2 protein-coding genes and 1 pseudogene are annotated in these 2057 nt (G+C 61.2%); all 3 read right to left on the bottom strand.

Features of this window, described 5'->3' with window-relative positions:
* Positions 1-267: 267 nt before the first annotated feature.
* Complete coding sequence (locus tag WCA53_RS07375) at positions 268-687, bottom strand: hypothetical protein (RefSeq protein WP_423907472.1); 420 nt, start codon at positions 685-687, stop codon at positions 268-270.
* Positions 688-775: 88 nt separating this feature from the next.
* The gene (locus tag WCA53_RS07370; RefSeq protein ID WP_423907470.1) at positions 776-1837 is read right to left on the bottom strand and encodes an ABC transporter substrate-binding protein; all 1062 of its coding nucleotides are present in this window, start codon (positions 1835-1837) and stop codon (positions 776-778) included.
* A gap of 54 nt (positions 1838-1891) precedes the next feature.
* A pseudogene (locus WCA53_RS07365) lies at positions 1892-2057 on the bottom strand (LLM class flavin-dependent oxidoreductase); the annotation flags it as partial.

The following is a 2057-nucleotide window of genomic DNA, read 5'->3' as shown; positions in this document are numbered from 1 at the left end:
CGCGTGTTTTAGCTCCGTCACGGGGGCCAGCCCTTACTGCTCACGGAAGTCATACTAACTTTGCAAACGCGCAAAGAAACGAAGCAAAGAAACGCGTTCAAACCGCCAATTCTTAAGTGTCGTCGTCGCTCATTTCAGGCTTTTGGCCCGAACGTAGTGCCGCCTTCATGCATCAACGCGTAGTCGAACACCCACCTCTAATTCAAGCGGCGCGCATACGCTTCGCCTCGACGGCCGTATATCAGTGACTATTGTGTTCTCGTACCATCAAAGCCCACGGTCCGCGATTCCACGGGCGTTGCCGAGGGCTTTCTCGCGGGTGTAACTATCGCGGCAGCAATGGGATTGGGGCCGTCGAGGCGAAGCGTGTGCGCGGCGTTGGTGCTTGAGGCGGGGGTTCGACTGCGGGTTAAGTGTTTGGGGCCGTGCTACGTTCGTGCCAAAAACCTGGAATGAGCAACGACGACACTTAAATGTTGGCGGTTTGAAACGCGTTTCTTTGCTTCGTTTCTTTGCGCGTTGACTGACCTTCAGCACGTTGATCGCGGTGGTGGCCAGATCGACCAGCGCGGTCGGTTCCGGCGTGACGACGAAATTGAGTGTGCCGCCGCGAGCCTGTGCCTGCGACGCTTGAGCGGACAGCGCGATGATGAACGTGACTGCTAATCCGAGCGCGCCGCTGAACAAGCGCGTGCCGCGGCGGCGCAACGCCGCCTGCGATGTGACATGAGCCATCGTAAGTTGTGTGAGAGAGGAAAAGGGGAGCGCAGCCGGCTTAAACGGTGGGAGACGTGGGCGCATGTCGCCGCGTGAGCGCGGCACGAAGGGGCGCGGGGTCCACCCATGCGTCGAAATCGAAGTCCGACGCAATGAAACCCCACTTGAATAGAAAATGCTTGAAGTCGGCTAGGGCGGCGAGGGCTTGGGGATCGAGTCCGATGGTCAACTGCCGATGCAAGCCGCCCGGATAAGCGCGCTCGACCCAATGCTCGGCGCTGCGCGTTTCGCGGGCGACGTAATGCGCCAAGTCGCCCGCGTGACCGTGGGCCCAATCGCCGGTGTCGAGCGTGCTTGCCACTACCCTTTCGACCAGATCGGGACGCTCGCGCAGCAGTTGCGCGTCCACGGTCAGCGGTCGCGGCGTGCCGTTATTCGCGTGCAACACACGATCCGCCTGCGCGCCGATCTCGAGGAGGATCTTTGCATTGAGCACATTCGCGATATCGAGACCGGTCGCCCCTTTGACGAACACGACGTCGGCTTCGCCGCGCAGCAGTGCTTGCGCCTCACGCGCGAACTCGTGCGAACGTTGTGCGTCGAGCCAATCGGCGAGAGATGCATCGCCGGTGGGTTTTGCGTCTTCGAGACCGCGGGGTGTATGCGGCAGGTCGACCAGATCGATGTCGTCGAGTTGGACGCCCAGCGCACCGAGCAATGAGGAGAAGCCGCGCAATGCAGTCGCGCGATGAAAGTCGACTACGCTTGCGCGGGTATTGATTGGAAGTCCGAAGCGTCGCCGACCAAGCGATTGCGGATTCGCGTCGAGCTGCCTATCGAGCGTGATCAGGGCCTGGAATTCGTCCACCCAGCTCAAGCCGATCAGGCGAGTTTCGCTGCCTTGGGGGCGCGCCCAAAGCGCAGGAATATTACCGCCCTGGCGGAACGACCATGGCTGCGTATGCGTGAAATGCGAGCGGCGAACCTGCACGTCGTCGGCGTCCTGTAGCGCTTTGACGTCGATGCCGTCAGCGGCGAATTCCTGCTCCAGCCAGCCTTTCTGCACGGTGATGCCAAACGGCGTGGGGGCAGGGCAGCGGGTGTACCAGATTCGGCTCATACGGGTCCCCTGTGTGTCTTGAGTGTTATTCGAAGTGATGCGCAGCTTGGGCGGTCAGTAGCGCAGGCCTGCTTCGCGCAACAGCGGCAGTACGCGCTCGCCGAAGAAATCGAGGTCAGGCTGAAAATCGAAAAAGCTCAATTGCACGCCGTCGATGCCCGCCTGATGCAAGCGCACGATGGTGTCCGCGATCTGCTGCGGGGAGCCGACGATCGTGACG

This window comes from Caballeronia sp., assembly GCF_049581465.1.
GTDB lineage: Bacteria > Pseudomonadota > Gammaproteobacteria > Burkholderiales > Burkholderiaceae > Caballeronia.
The sequence above is the reverse complement of the archived record's forward strand: the minus strand, read 5'-3'. Positions and strand labels throughout refer to the sequence as shown.